Genomic DNA, 12,976 nt, shown 5'->3' with positions numbered 1-12,976 from the left:
CGTCTTTCACTTCTGCATGCAGTGCACGCAGTACACGCATTGCGTGAAAATGCAAAATAGCAGGTCAATGCGCTCACTGGCATCGAACGAATCGAAACATCACCCGCGCGCGACACACATTGTTGCGAAAGCTCGGTCGACCGAGAGCAGCTTGGCTGCCACGATTACCAGATAGCGCGACGTTCCAGACACCGAATCGAAACGTGTGACAGTCCGTCGCCGTCAGATTTTCGCGGAAGTCGAAGGGACGCTAATGCGCAGCCAACTGACTAAAGGCGGATTTGTCGGAATCGGCAATCTCCGATGTGCGCGCAGAACAAATTGCTCAACCGTCGCGAGCGGTCTTGCCCAGCCATCCGCCAATGCATCGCCCTTGCAAGGATGGAAGGAACGGGCCAACCTCGCGAGGCAGGTAAGACAGCCTGCCACTTCAGAAATTTTCTGATGTCCGCGCCGGGGGCACGTCAATGGAAGCCTGTACCCCGCCGAAGGCCCGAACATACTTCATTCCATCAGGGTCCGAACATCGAGGCCAGAAGGACTCACATGAAGCGCACGGATCGTGAAGTGAGACATGCATGGGCCGAACAACCGCACTGATCGAGGGGGAGGGGGCCCAATTCTATTGAGAGATACAGCCGATTCACTGCAAGTCGGGGTGGTCATCCAACTCACGGAAAACATTGCGGAATCATCTCAGGACACAACGGGGCCCGCGGCGAAACGAAAGTTTTGCGCGAAAGGTAGGTCGCGGTGTGAACCCTGAGGTGTAAGGGAAGGGACGTGTCGAGATCCGGATCAGTCGAAATTCGGCCGAGGTGGAATGACCGAAGCGAGTCCGAGCAGGCATTAAATTTACGTCACAGTGACGCAATTAGGCTTGGGGATTGGGTGGGAAGAATCAATTCCATCAGGCTTGATTTCGCCGCCTTGCGCGCAGAACTTTTGGGTGGGCACATGTCGAATACAGCGACGCGTGAATCGCTACGCCCAAACACACGCACTTCTCGACCGAGTGGGGGAGGGGATGGAGACAGCTTCCCATCTACAAGTATCCCGTGCAGCCCGCCGGCTCTGCCGTGTCGACGGCTACGAACGACACAAGGTGGCCCACCGTTTCACGCAACAGCGTTGCCATACATGCAATGCATGCCTTGCAACGCACGCATTGCATGTATGGCATGCGCGACCAGAATGCCTCGCAAAGCATGCGTCACACGCTGTGATCGCACCATCCTTCTCTGCACCAAAAGCCGCTTACCTGCGCAAATCAAGTTTCTCAGTCAGGTAAATGTCTCGGAGAGATATGACCGATAGACGATCCGAATACCTACGGACGCGTCTGTATTGGAGGAAACGGCAGTCGTTTGGACCTCTTCTCGAATGTTGAACCAGTACCAACGCACCGTTCTTCAAGCGCAGAGAAGCGGACCGCCAGCCCGCCATTGTCTGGTTCGGGCAGGGTCAGTTCTCCGAAAATGGCTGTGAGCTCCGCGTATTAGATCAAAATGTTGACCTCTTGGATCTTTGTGTCCCGATCAACCTCGCCATGAGTATTTAGACCCCGTGGCGATCAGGGTGCCGTGCCACGGACCGCAACACTTCTCGGCAACGCAGGTCGATCATCGTGAGGCGTGTTTTTCGGACGCGTATTGCTTGGCTGAATTGGGGCCAGGAAAGCCTCAGTGTTGCTGCTTGCATGTCAGATGTGCCCGAATGCTGGCTAGGATCTTGGCGCGGTGCTCCGGGTTCGCTGCCATTTTCGTACGCTGAACATGTGAGTTTTTAAGTAATTCTTGTTCCCTCTTTCGCGCCAGGTCGGCTGATTTACGCTGTTCACTGGGTGATTCTCCGGTCCAGTCGATCCCATCGAGCCTGCGTCTGAGGTATGCCACCGGTGAGATCAAGCTTGATCTTGTTGGCCAGATCCACCCCCGATCTGCTGTGTCTCGGGAAAGCGTCTGTGCAATGTCTCGTCCTGTCCATCGCGTCGTATCGATCTTGACATCGCGGAGAAGATCACAGATTGCACCGATATGTCCGGTCGGCCTGAGAGCAGGCGCGTGGTTGACGAGTTCGGCTGCAGTCCTCTGAAGTGCCAGAGGCCGGGGTGTGATCCGAGAAGTGCTTCGTTTTTTTGTTGTGAGCTGGGCTCGCGCGTGCGCGCGTTGGTGAGTTCTTCCTAACGGAAGAACTTCGAAAGATAAAAAACCAACACTAGATAGGGTGTCAGTTCCTATCGGCCCTGGTCGACTGCTGTGGGGCTGATCGACGCGATTGACGTCGGGCCTCAGAGAGTTGCGAGCTCTGTGGCGGGTTGCTCTTTCAGAGGCGCGAGACGGTCGCGTCTTGGCGAGTTTGCGCTGAGGTGTCGTTGCCACGATTGTTCGAGGGGATGACAGTGACCATGTCGATGCTGCGCGGTGCTGTTGACCCCCGTGATGGGCTTCAGCAGCCAGAAATTCCAGGGTTTTGAGGTTCCGTCCCCGGACGTGTTCGATGCCCATTCCCAGAGCGATGAGCACTCGCCTGGCGCGGTTGACAGAGGATTCGCTGACTTTGGCGCGGGCAGCGATCGTCGATTTCGCTGCGGAGACCCCGCGGCCGGTGTGGGATTCGGCGAAATGTGCGTGAGCTTGTGCCACTGCGTAAGCCTTGTCTGGCTTGATCAGGTTGTGCGCGCACAGCGCCTTGCCGGCCGGGCTGGTGGTGTGATGCCGGAATTGGCGGAGCCATTCCCTGCGTGATGTCCACACTGGAACGCGTGCTTGTTCCGTTGGTTCGACAGGTAGGGACCAAGACCGTCCTCGCTGGTCAGTGGACTCGTTGAGTTGCCGTGTAGCGGATTCGAGGCGCGCGATACGTGAGAGGGCATCGTCGACTGCCGCTTGCCATTCGTCGACTTCTGTCGATTGAGGGACCGTGGATTGGGTGCCGATGTGCGACACGCCGAAGGTTGGTGATATGGAATGAGTTGGGCTGTATTCAGGGTATGCGCTACCCTGAGACGTACCTGCCATAGGTAAGTCCCTTCCAGGGGATGCAGTACGAGCAGAGAAAGCGCTAACTTTCGAAGCTCACCTCTCGAGAATGTTCGAGAACAGATGTCGGAGAACCTGCCAGTTCTCAGTCGACGTCAAGGACCTGCCAGTCCTTATTTCGCCGCGATGCGGTCCGCTCCCAATCACCCCCTTCGGGGGCCTTTGTGCTTTTCAAGAGGTCTGCGCTGTTTAGTTAGGTATCGGGGCACTTCGTTCGTTTTCGGCTAGGGGCGGCCTCCCTGTCTGCGGATCCGCTGTACGCGCGTTACGGCCGCGGTTGTTCGGGAGGTCTGTTCGATCCGGCGGCCGCACATCGGTACCGCCATGGGTACGGTGCTGGCTTGCTCGGATGGGACATTCGGGACGCAGAAGTGTGATCCGGTCGCCATGAAAGCTGAAATGTGATCTGGACGTGCCAAAAATGACACCGTGAACACGTCCGCGAGTATGGCGGAATTGCGTTTCTGCGATAGCATCGAGTAAGCACCGCCTCTTCCTTTCGAGGTAGTGGTGGTCACCGCCTCTTCCTTCACTGGGTTAGTGGTGGTCAGGGAGCTGGGAAGCTCTCACAACCGCATAAACGGACAGCCCCCGATGCCGCCAAGCCCTGGGGGTTGTTCGCTGTCTAGGGATAGTTCATGCGCCGACCGCAAGTTGCTCGATGCGACGTAGTGATCCAGCTGCCTCGACCTCGAGAAGTCTCAGCTGGTCCGGATGCAGTTTGTCGATGATGTAGTCCGGGATGTCCAGTCCGTGGGTGATGGCCAATATGAGCACGGAGTAATCCCCAGCAGGGATTCCGAGTTCGGCGGCCCGATCCTCGTACACCTTGTGCTGCTTGAGGGGAGCACGAGTCGCGATGTGTCCGCGAGGTCCCTTGTTGTGCTGTGCCATGAGGAAAGACTAGAACCAATCTGTAACTGATACGGGTAGGCGCGCTTGTTCGGTGTGTCGCGTGTGGTTGATGTTGCCATGGAGTTCTGAGTGATTTTGCGGCGGCCCGCCTCACAGCCCGCCGCCGGCCCGACCAGGGAGGGGCTTGACGGACCACCTCTGCGGCTTCGCTGAAGGTGGAGTTTGGGTGCGTTGGCGGTCGGCGGTTCGATGATGGGTCTAGCGTCGGAATCGGGTTGGATTCTTCGGGAGCGGATGGAGATGCTGGCTCTCATGCTGCCAGACGCCGGGGAGGTTCATATGCGGCTGAAGGCGGGGGAGGGGTTACGTAACGCGCGTGTTGGACGGCGCTTCCTCGGCCTGCTGCCGTGTGTCGCGGAGATGGATGGCGACAGGGGGCCTGTGGACAGTCAATGGTGCGTCTGTGAGCTCGATTAGCTCGGGTCACATGTCGAGAGGAGCACCTGAAAGATCCGGGAAGGCACCTCAACCTGTCAATTGCCGAACGTGTGTTTCCGGCGGGGAGGGTTTGTGCGTTCGTGTTCGCCTGCGAATCGTGACAGGACTTCGGTTGGGGTGTGGTCGATCCGCGTGCATTGTCGCGCTGAATGTTCTTTATCGCAGTTGCGCAAAGGATTTCGTTCACCGGATTCGAACATTAGAGTCGTGCGTCGTTCGACTTCCGTGAGTGCATTGCTCGGATCGACAAATCGTCGGTGCGGTCTTCGCGCACTCGAAGGAATACTTCGCATTCCGTCAACATTCGTTTCTCAGGACTCAAAGGTTCCACAACGCCAACAGTTCGGCCCGAAGACGGAGCGAGCGAACGTAGTGGTTGGACCGCAGTTGTGCGCTGGGGTACCCGACATCGACGAGATACCTCTCGGTGTCTGCCATAGGAAGCGGTAGCAGGTCGTTGCGAACGCGGAGAAAGAACTGAAATTGACTGGTGGAGTCAGGTATTCGATCCTGGTTGGATATCACGACAGCGGGTGGCAGTACCAATTCGTTGTCCGTGGAGATGCGGATGACGACGTCCCCACGAGCCATGCTGCTTGGTTTTCCGAGTCTGAGTGTTTCGAGTCGATATCTCACGCTCGGATTGACCGAAAGATGCTTCGTTGAAGTCTGTTTCACAGCTGCGATGCGCACGGAAGAACGGTTCTTGTGATCGCTGACTTGCCTGATAAAAACTCGATTGGTCGGAGTCGGAAGAAAGTCGTTGTCGGGGTTCTGCGTTCGGCCGGTGATGCCGGGTATGGGTACGGCACGCCCGATTGCCCATTCGCGCGCGGCGTTGTCGATGAATATCTGGTCTACAGAAGTGGTTTCGTCGATATCGTTGATGAACGCGCGACCGTCGGCAACCACTTGAGGATCATCGGAAATGACGACCGCTTCATGGGTGAATGTGGAATTCTCAGAAGCATTCGCCGAGCCGATTACAGCTCGTTGGTTCGTCACGATGACCTTGGCGTGCAGTGTTGACGACGACAGGATGCGAACGCCCTTGCTGAGGTAGTGCGCAAGAACGGCAGGTGAAGTGGCGTGGGCGCGGATCGCCGCGGTAGAAGCATTGACGATCAGAAAGTCTCCACTGCGAAGTGGAAGTAGTTCGGGCGCAAGGTGTCCGAGATAGGGGATAGCGGCATAGCGCGGGCCTCGCGTTCGGATCGCACGAGTGATGTGTGGCCACGGGTTCGGTCCGTGGAAGCTGGTCCCCATAACCTAGAACGGTAGCGCGAAACGGCCCCGATCAATCACGCCGATCAAGTCGACAACTCCGTCGGGGCGGCCCTCAGCTGTGAACATAGTTTCGCCGGGAAGCGGGGAGGTCGCTACCGTAATCATCACGATGGCCGAGATCCTTCGATTCGGACCGGTGGGTCGTGCTCAACCGAGCGCGCCGCAAATCGATCCTCAGTGTTCGGATAATTTCAGTTCGGGTTGTTTCGGTGGCGGCGCCTTCGTTGCGCGCGCGTAGTTCCGCGTGGCGGGTGAGCTGTTCTTCGCGTCGGGAACGATCGTGATTGTTTTTCTTTTCAGAGTGGGTGGTCGTGGACCAGTCAATTTGGGCTAGTCGCCAGCGCAAGAATGCGGCTGGTTGTGGAATATGGTTCGGCCAGGTCCAGCCTCGGTTTTGGGTGTCTGTGGTGAGTTGGTGTGCGATGTCGCGGCCGGTCCATCGGACAGTGTCGATGGAGGTTCGTTGGAGGATGTCGCAGATTGTTCCGATGTGGCCGGCTGGTCTGAGTGCTGGTGCATGGGCGACGAGTTCAGCGGCTGCGCGTTGGAGATGGATTGTCCGGGGTGTTGTGGGTGTTGTTTGGCGTGTTGTCGTGCCCGCGCGTGTTTGTGCGCGCGTTGGTGAGATCTTGAAAGCAAGAGCTTTAAGTGCAAATCCCCCGGAGGGGGATAGGGGGTCACGGTGGCCAGATTGTGGATGGTTCCGTGTGGTGGTTCTGGATCGGCGTGCGGCGGTGCGCAGTGTGGCTCGGGAGGGTCTTCTGGGTTTCTTATAGGGAGCGGTGACAGTCGTGGTTATGGAGCGGGGTGTGGTGAGTGCCCAGGTGGATGCTGCACGGAATTGGCGGTGGCCGTGGTGTGATTCCGCGGCCATGGCTTCGAATCGGTTGAGGTAGCGACCGCGGACGAGTTCTACCGCGACTCCGAGGGCGGTGAGGACTCGACGGGCGCGCTTGAGGGTGGAGGTACTTACTCCTGCACGGCGGGCGATTGTGTTGCGTGAGGCGGTCACTGAGCGTCCGGTTGCGCTTTCGGCGTGGGAGGCGTGGATGACTGCGACGGCGAAGACGGCTTCGGTGCTGATGGTGTGGGTTGTGCAGAGTCTCCTCCCGGTGGGGGAGTTGAGGAGGGTGCGGACTTGATGTTGCCAGTGTGTGCGGCTGGTCCAGGTCGGGGTGTGGGCGTAGGTGCCGTCGAGGATGGGGAGGGACCAGGAGTTTCCGCGTTGGTTGCTGGTTCGGTTAAGCGTTTCGATATGGGCGACGTTTTCGGTGGCTTGTTGTACAGCTTGTGCCCATTCGTCTTCGGAGATGGGGGAGTGGAGTCTTGACGCCAGGCTGTAGCGGGTGTCGTTTGGTGGAAGTGTTGAGGCTGGTTCAGGGTGTGCGTTACCCTGAGATGTACCTGTCACAGGTAAATCCCTTCAGTGAGTGAAGAAGAGCAATACAGAAGGCGGAGCGGCTACTTCGGCTTCATAAGTGACAGCGAGCCCGGCATGGCTTTTGCTGTTGATTTAGCTCAGTGTGTGGCGAACCCCCGTGAGGGGGTTTCGTCGTTTCTGGACTGCTTCTATTGAGTTGTGTGTCAAGGTCTTTCGGAATTAACGGTGGGTGGTAGCGGGGTTCCTTCCGGCAGTGCTCGAATCGGCTGGGCGTTGATCGAGAACAGTTTGCCGCCATCGGTCTGTGACGACGTCCCCAGCCGCGATGTGCGGATCCATCTCGTCCGAGTGTCAGGAACGTGTGGCGCGAAGCGAAAACACCGCTCCCGCAACACCTGCACACCCCAACGCGACATCGAGTAGGAGTGCGATCACGAATGATTCCTTCGCGCGGGGATGTACAGATCCAGAAGGCCATGCAGTGCAACCGCGACCTCGTAATCTGATCGGCCGAGGCAGCGAGCTCAGTCCTATCGATCAGATTGTCGCGCTTCCCTCAGTCGGGTTGCGCGGAAGCGAATTCGTCGGGTGGCTCAGATCCCGATACACAGATGGGATGCATATGAGGCCGTTCGCTCGGTGCCTCCTAGTGAAAGTTGCCATTCCAGCCAGCTCGATCAGGCCTATGACAGTCGCCAGAATCAGAGATGTCATCGATCACCTACAGGTGCATTCCCGTGACGATCGAGGATCCCGCGCAGAACCGACGCGACGACGCGGATCTGCTCGACCGATGCAGTTTCCGGATCGGATGCGACGAGATCGGCGGTGTCGAGGACCGGTACGTATCCGTTGCCCTCGTGAGTGGGTGAGAGGATCAACGGGCCGTATGTGTTGACCACCTCGTCGAGTTCCATCGCGGCGCGGGGTGCTGTTCCGGTGAGTAGTCGGGCTTTCATGGCGTTACCGACACTGAGGATTGCCCAGGTGCGCCCTTCGAGGTCTGATGCAATCTGGTGGCTCATGCTGCCTTCCGATCACGTGATTCGAGCTGGCGTGCCCATGCGGTGCCGGCCTGGTGGACGTAGGTCGCGGCATCCTCTTCGGGATGGCTTTCGAGGATCGCTTCGAGGGCGGCGAGGATGACCTCGAGCCCTCCGAATTCGCGTCCCGCGAGGTGGTCGCGGGCATCGACGCAGGTGTCGGCGAGTGCGGTCCACACCAACTCCAGGGCTCGTGAGTGTGCCGAGGCGAGCCCGGCAGCGGAGAGGGTTTCGATGGCGGACCACTGCTCGGCTGTCGCTGTCTGTGTGGCCATCGCGCGGCAGGCGTTCGCTGCCTGATCTGCTGCGATAGGCGGGAAGTCGGGTATCGCGGTTGCCAGGCCCCATGCCGGGTCGGCGTAGAGGTCGGCGAACCAGGACCACCGGTGTGCCGCTGCGTGAGCATCGCTGGCCGGGGGCTCGAGGATGCCCTGTGCGTATGCCTCCAACAGTGCGGAGGGGGAGTAGTTCGTCATGCTGCCTCGAACAACGCGAGCTGCACGGCAGGTCGGGCCGGTGCGGGCACAGGGGCTGGGGCAGCAGTCAGGATCGCTGCCTTCGGCTTCACGCACGCTCGGCGTGTACTTCTGGGCTTCTTGGATCGTTTCGTGCGGCCTCGCGCGACAGCGAACTCCTCGACCTTTTCAGGCGGAACCTCTCGCCCATCGACGGTGAAGAGTCTGGCTGCCTGAATCTGCTCGCGGACCGTTTCGCCGGCGGCGAGCCTGTTCTCGAGGTCAGCGGTGCACTGGGCGAGTAGCGGGCAGACCGAGCATGCAGCCATTGCTCGTTTCCACGGGGCGGACTGATTGCCGTTGACTGTCCAGCCCGTCCCTTTTCCTGCGCACAATCCTTGATCTGCCCGCGGCTGAGTCATCGGCGCACTGCCACGGCTTTCCAGCTCTGTGGCGATGTTGCGCAATGTCGGGCAACGACGCATCTGAGCTGAATAGACGAAACCGCACCGTGCGCAACGACCTTCACCGGTGTGCGTGTTGGCCATCGCCCGCAGCTTCGCAGTCGAGCAGCGGGCGAGAGGCGACGTCTTGGTATGCGGCCGGGTATCGCCGATGGACAGCTCGCGGAGAGCTTCGGCGACGGACGGGCACAGAGGGAGTGCCGGGGTGTAGGTGAAGTCGCAGGCCGTGCACGAAGTGCGGTCTGTGTTTGGGCGATGTGCGGCAAGAATCTCGCGGGGATGGCCGCCGGCAACGAGGTCGGGGCTGTCGATTTCTGCTCGTGGGGCATGGAATTGGGCGTCAGCTAGGCGAACAGCCCTAGCACCATCTAACGTGTTCATTGCAGGTCCTCACATATCTGCATGGGATTGTCGGGGGCTAACCCTTCAGTCCCGCTGGCTGATCCGACTGTGGCTAAACAGTTGGCGGCTGGACGGTCCCCTGGCTGCGGCTAACAGTCAGGGGACCGATCACATCAGTGCATTCCGCTCCCCCCTCTTGCGCGTTTAGGCTTGATTGCTGTGATCATCACGTTTAAACCTAGATGACATTGTTAAGTTATGTGCGAATGCTAATGCTGGGAGTGCATGGTGTCTAGTGAATCTGTAAGCGGTGCGATGAAAAGGGTGAGCGTGAGTCGACGTGTACTGCGTGGCTTCCAGCCGTCGCTCCTGGTCAAGCTCCGCGAGGCTGGGGGTCTGACGCGTCCCGAACTCGCCCGCCTCGCCGATGTGTCCTTGCAGACCATTCACAAATGGGAATCCGGCAGTCAGTCTCCCCAGATCGACGTCTTGATGCGTGTCGTCGGCGTTCTGGGGACGACGGTTTCCGATCTTGTCGATATCAGGCCGGAGGATCGTTACCCGGGTGACTGGCGCGTGATTCGGGGTCTGACGCAGCCTGAGTTGGGTGCGCGAGCAGGTATCAGCACATCTATGGTCGGCGCGATCGAGCGCGGTGATTCCCGCCTGACCGACCACTTCGCGGAGAAACTCGCCGAGGCTTTGGAGATTCCGGAAGCCGAGCTTCGAGCGAGCTTCGAGCGGGTTCGCAGCCGTCCGCCGGGAACTCCGGCGTAAGTACGCTGTTCCCTCCGGTGGCCGTCCCACTGCACGCCTTTCTTGCCGAAATTCCCGCCCTGACGGGGGCAAGCGTAAGTCCGGCAGCTTTCAATCGCAAGTTGCTAACGTTTTTTTCGATTGCGAGGATAGATGGGTGTGGGGATGGCTTAATGGTTTCGCCAAGTCGGCGAGGCACCGAGACTGAAAGGTTGGGCGGCGTAATGAGCAGCACTTTTGCTGACCGGCTCCGTTACCTGTTCGAGAATGTTCACCCGAGAAGTCGCGGACCGTACTCGCAGACAGAGATCGTCGACATGCTCCGTTTCGGCGGCAGCAAGATGACCACGGGGTACATGTCGCAGTTGCTCAGCGGCAAACGAACCTCGCCTGGGTTGGACGTAGTTCGAGACATCTGCGGAGCATTTCGCGTGCCGATGGACTATTTCGGTGACGAAGAGACTTACGAAGCGGTCAAGCATCAGATTTCGTTCATTCAGGGTCTGCGTGATTCGACTGACGGATACGTCGCTGCCCGCACTTACGACCCGTTCCGCAGGTTGGCCAGTCGAGACAGTGAAGACGACGACTAAACGATCGCGATGTACGTGAGTCCTGCTGCGATTGCCCCTGCGATAGCTCCTGCAACGACCTGACTCTTTGTATGGTCCCCCAGGTGAATCCGAGACCATCCGATCACCGGTGTGAGCGCCAACGCCAAGTACCACCATGGCGAGACCGACAGAGCAAGGACCACTGCAATCGCGGCTGAGGCACCGGCATGGCCACTGACTTTCCAATGAAAAACGCTCGTGATGACGGCTGCGACGGCCAACGCGGCCAGTCCCGAGGCGAGGAACGCAATCATCTCGATCGGTGCGCCAGCGACGATCTGAACGACCAGGGCACCTCCGGTGACTACCAGCAGCGATGCAATCAACATGTGGCGTTCGTTGATTCTGGTGACGTGATGATCGCTGATCTTGGCACGGCGCATCCCTACGAGGATGAACACCATCGGAACGACCCCTCCGAAGATCGCAACGAACACTCCCCAGCCGGGTGCACCGACAGCTATGCCGATGATCAGCGAGGCGACAATGTTGAGGACCCACGGCGCCCCGACCTCGGTAATTGCGCGCGCGGCTTTGTCGGCCGTGGTGCGAGGTTCTTGGGTGGCGATCTCTGTCATTGTCCTGCGCCCATCTTTCGTTCGTTCTCAATTGCAATTTGATATGCGCGGCCTAGCGTCGCTGCCCAGTCAGTATCAGTGGTCTCAGACTCAGGGAAGAAACTGTTGTACCCGAGGCCGTCGGCGACACGTCCGTTGACGAGCCAGTCCGCGATTGCCGGTGCTGCGATTTCTGGTGGGAGTTGCGTGCCGGCCGGCAGCGAGCTGTGCTCGACCTCCAGGCTTAGTGCATCGAGGACTTCGGCAGCCTGGTCGTCGGTTCGCTCTCCAGCGCTGCTGCCTGCGGGGGATCCGCGTTCCGCACCGGGCCACCGCCTCAGCATCTCCGTACGTAAAGGCGTGAACTGTTCGAATGGGCGCTTGGCTCCGAGCCAGTTCAAGATCAGTGCGCCGGCCATTCCGGTGCCGAGGAAAAAGACGCCCGACACGGCGAGCAACCGAGCGATGGCGAATGGTGTGGGTGTCGGCTCGATGAATCCGTATCGCGCGGCGACGAGGTATCCGATCCGCACCGCGGCGTAGGCGGTGAGGATGGCTGCGCCGGGAGTGACCAGGAGTAATGCTCGGCCGGTGACAGTTCGCCAATCCGCCTGGCTGATGGCGACGACCGTGATCATCAGCGCGACGAGGAACGGGTAGGCCATCCCGAGGATCAATCCTTCGGCGAAGCCCGGAAGGTATGCGTACTCGTTGTCGAAGGTGAGAGCGTCGACGTCCGCCGGCCACGGCCGGCTGAAGAAGAAGATGTACGCCAGAACTGTGGTGATCAGCGAGACCGTGACGTGCCAGCGAACAAGCGTTTTGCGGTGTCCGGCTTTGCTTGTCACATCAGTGAAGCCGATCGCGCTGCCGACGCAGATCCCGCAGACCATCAGCATCTTGATGGCAGCGGGAGCGCTGTCGCCGAATGTGTCGGCGACGAAGAGTTCCACAGATCGGGTGTTGAGGAGCATGTGGATCGACATGCAGGACAGGCCGATGAAGGCGCCTATCAGGGTCAGTGACCGGCGAAACCACCATCGGTGGAGCCGTGTGGCCGCGACGATGGCCAAGAGCAGAGAGGCGAGTGCAGTGATCAACCGAACGCCTCGTCGAGACGCGAACGGATTCCTGGGCTCCGGTTGGTGTGCCGGCCACCTTTCAGTCGGCGCAGGAGAAGATTTCCGAAGGCTTCGGCATCGGCTTCCTCCTGAGACCTCGTGTCGTCGCAATCACGCTCGAGCATCAGTGTCGCGAGGCCGTGGCTTTCTGGGGGGAGTGCTTCGATCGCGAGGTCGATCGCGGGCCTCCCGATATGCCCGAGAGCGATGTGACCCAGCTCGTGGGCGATCGTTCGCTCTCGCGCGTGGACCCAGCTGGCGAATTTCACTTCGTCATGGTCGGGATGTCTGCACCATTGGCCGAAAACACGGGCGGGTAGATCCGGGCCTTCGCTGATGATCAGAGGGCGACCGCGGTCGCGTGCGAGTGCTTCGGCCAGGCCGGTCAACGACCGCAGTTCGTCGCCTTCTGCGATGCGGAACAGACGGTCGACCGCGCGAACCACCGTTGAGTTATCTGTCACTTCACGAGCCTCCTGACAGTCAGGCAATCTGTCGCCGACTACGTAACGGTAGTGGTCGGTTTGTGAATTTCGTAGTCGGGGTGGACCTCTCGGAGGCT

Annotated in this window: 11 protein-coding genes; 3 read left to right on the top strand and 8 right to left on the bottom strand. The window is 59.5% G+C overall.

All coding sequences use genetic code 11. The annotated features are described in order from the left end of the window. The first annotated feature begins 2,499 nt into the window (after positions 1–2,499). Positions 2,500–2,634 (top strand): hypothetical protein, encoded by a 135-nt coding sequence (locus EEB12_RS30965; protein ID WP_256670376.1) that lies wholly within the window; start codon positions 2,500–2,502, stop codon positions 2,632–2,634. Positions 2,635–3,677: 1,043 nt separating this feature from the next. Here EEB12_RS30965 and EEB12_RS28725 read toward each other — a convergent pair. The 5 genes from EEB12_RS28725 to EEB12_RS28705 form a co-directional block, all read right to left on the bottom strand. After that, positions 3,678–3,935 carry a hypothetical protein gene (locus EEB12_RS28725; protein WP_007733695.1) on the bottom strand — a complete coding sequence of 86 codons (258 nt, stop codon included), beginning with the start codon at positions 3,933–3,935 and terminating at the stop codon, positions 3,678–3,680. 777 nt (positions 3,936–4,712) lie between these two features. Continuing rightward, positions 4,713–5,660, bottom strand: a complete 948-nt coding sequence (locus EEB12_RS28720; RefSeq protein WP_141489014.1) for a phospholipase D family protein — start codon at positions 5,658–5,660, stop codon at positions 4,713–4,715. A gap of 2,112 nt (positions 5,661–7,772) precedes the next feature. Then, positions 7,773–8,087 (bottom strand): hypothetical protein, encoded by a 315-nt coding sequence (locus tag EEB12_RS28715; protein WP_141489013.1) that lies wholly within the window; start codon positions 8,085–8,087, stop codon positions 7,773–7,775. Further along, on the bottom strand, positions 8,084–8,581 hold the full coding sequence (locus EEB12_RS28710) for a hypothetical protein (protein WP_141489012.1): 498 nt from the start codon (positions 8,579–8,581) through the stop codon (positions 8,084–8,086). Before EEB12_RS28710 ends, EEB12_RS28715 begins: the two co-directional genes overlap by 4 nt. Beyond that, a complete protein-coding gene (locus EEB12_RS28705) occupies positions 8,578–9,405 on the bottom strand; it encodes a hypothetical protein (RefSeq protein WP_258537440.1) in 828 nt (275 codons plus the stop codon). Before EEB12_RS28705 ends, EEB12_RS28710 begins: the two co-directional genes overlap by 4 nt. Positions 9,406–9,696: 291 nt before the next feature. Here EEB12_RS28705 and EEB12_RS28700 point away from each other — a divergent pair, with 291 nt between their 5' ends. Both EEB12_RS28700 and EEB12_RS28695 read left to right on the top strand, forming a co-directional pair. Beyond that, entirely contained in the window at positions 9,697–10,143 is a 447-nt protein-coding gene (locus EEB12_RS28700) for a helix-turn-helix domain-containing protein (RefSeq protein ID WP_258537439.1), read from the top strand. A gap of 203 nt (positions 10,144–10,346) precedes the next feature. Continuing rightward, positions 10,347–10,715, top strand: a complete 369-nt coding sequence (locus EEB12_RS28695; RefSeq protein WP_141489010.1) for a helix-turn-helix domain-containing protein — start codon at positions 10,347–10,349, stop codon at positions 10,713–10,715. On the opposite strand, the gene EEB12_RS28690 is transcribed toward EEB12_RS28695, so the two are convergent. The 3 genes from EEB12_RS28690 to EEB12_RS28680 are packed head-to-tail and all read right to left on the bottom strand — an operon-like array spanning position 10,712 to position 12,878. Then, entirely contained in the window at positions 10,712–11,314 is a 603-nt protein-coding gene (locus EEB12_RS28690) for a phosphatase PAP2 family protein (protein ID WP_141489009.1), read from the bottom strand. The genes EEB12_RS28695 and EEB12_RS28690 overlap by 4 nt on opposite strands. After that, a complete protein-coding gene (locus EEB12_RS28685; RefSeq protein WP_141489008.1) occupies positions 11,311–12,393 on the bottom strand; it encodes a hypothetical protein in 1,083 nt (360 codons plus the stop codon). Before EEB12_RS28685 ends, EEB12_RS28690 begins: the two co-directional genes overlap by 4 nt. Continuing rightward, the gene (locus EEB12_RS28680) at positions 12,390–12,878 is read right to left on the bottom strand and encodes a hypothetical protein (RefSeq protein ID WP_258537438.1); all 489 of its coding nucleotides are present in this window, start codon (positions 12,876–12,878) and stop codon (positions 12,390–12,392) included. The genes EEB12_RS28685 and EEB12_RS28680 overlap by 4 nt, the downstream gene beginning before the upstream one ends. Positions 12,879–12,976 lie beyond the last annotated feature (98 nt).

The organism is Rhodococcus sp. WS1, assembly GCF_003797745.1.
In the GTDB taxonomy this organism is placed as follows: Bacteria; Actinomycetota; Actinomycetes; order Mycobacteriales; family Mycobacteriaceae; genus Rhodococcus_F; species Rhodococcus_F erythropolis.
Note: the sequence above shows the minus strand (reverse complement) of the source record. Positions and strands in the feature narration are given on the sequence as shown.